The following is a 257-nucleotide window of genomic DNA, read 5'->3' as shown; positions in this document are numbered from 1 at the left end:
GAAAAAGAACCAACAAAAGAAGTTGAAGAGGTAAAAGAAGAAGAAAAAGAGCCGACAAAAGAAGTTGAAGAGGTAAAAAAAGTTGAAGAGGTAAAAGAAGAAGAAAAAGAGCCAACAAAAGAAGTTGAAGGATCGAAAGAAGAAATAAAAGAGGTTGAAGAAGAGAAAGAGGAAGTAAAAGAACCAACAAAAGAAGTTGAAGGATCGAAAGCGGAGGTAAAAGAAACAGGAAAAGAAATTGAAGGTTCAAAAGACGC

1 protein-coding gene is annotated in these 257 nt (G+C 34.6%); it reads left to right on the top strand.

Translation table 11 applies throughout. The features are described from left to right. A partial coding sequence (locus tag MR079_RS29600) for a hypothetical protein (RefSeq protein WP_242295112.1) occupies positions 1-257 on the top strand: 257 nt, incomplete at both ends.

This window comes from Bacillus cereus group sp. BfR-BA-01381, assembly GCF_022663555.1.
GTDB lineage: Bacteria > Bacillota > Bacilli > Bacillales > Bacillaceae_G > Bacillus_A > Bacillus_A pacificus.
This window is presented reverse-complemented; position numbering and strand designations above follow the sequence as displayed.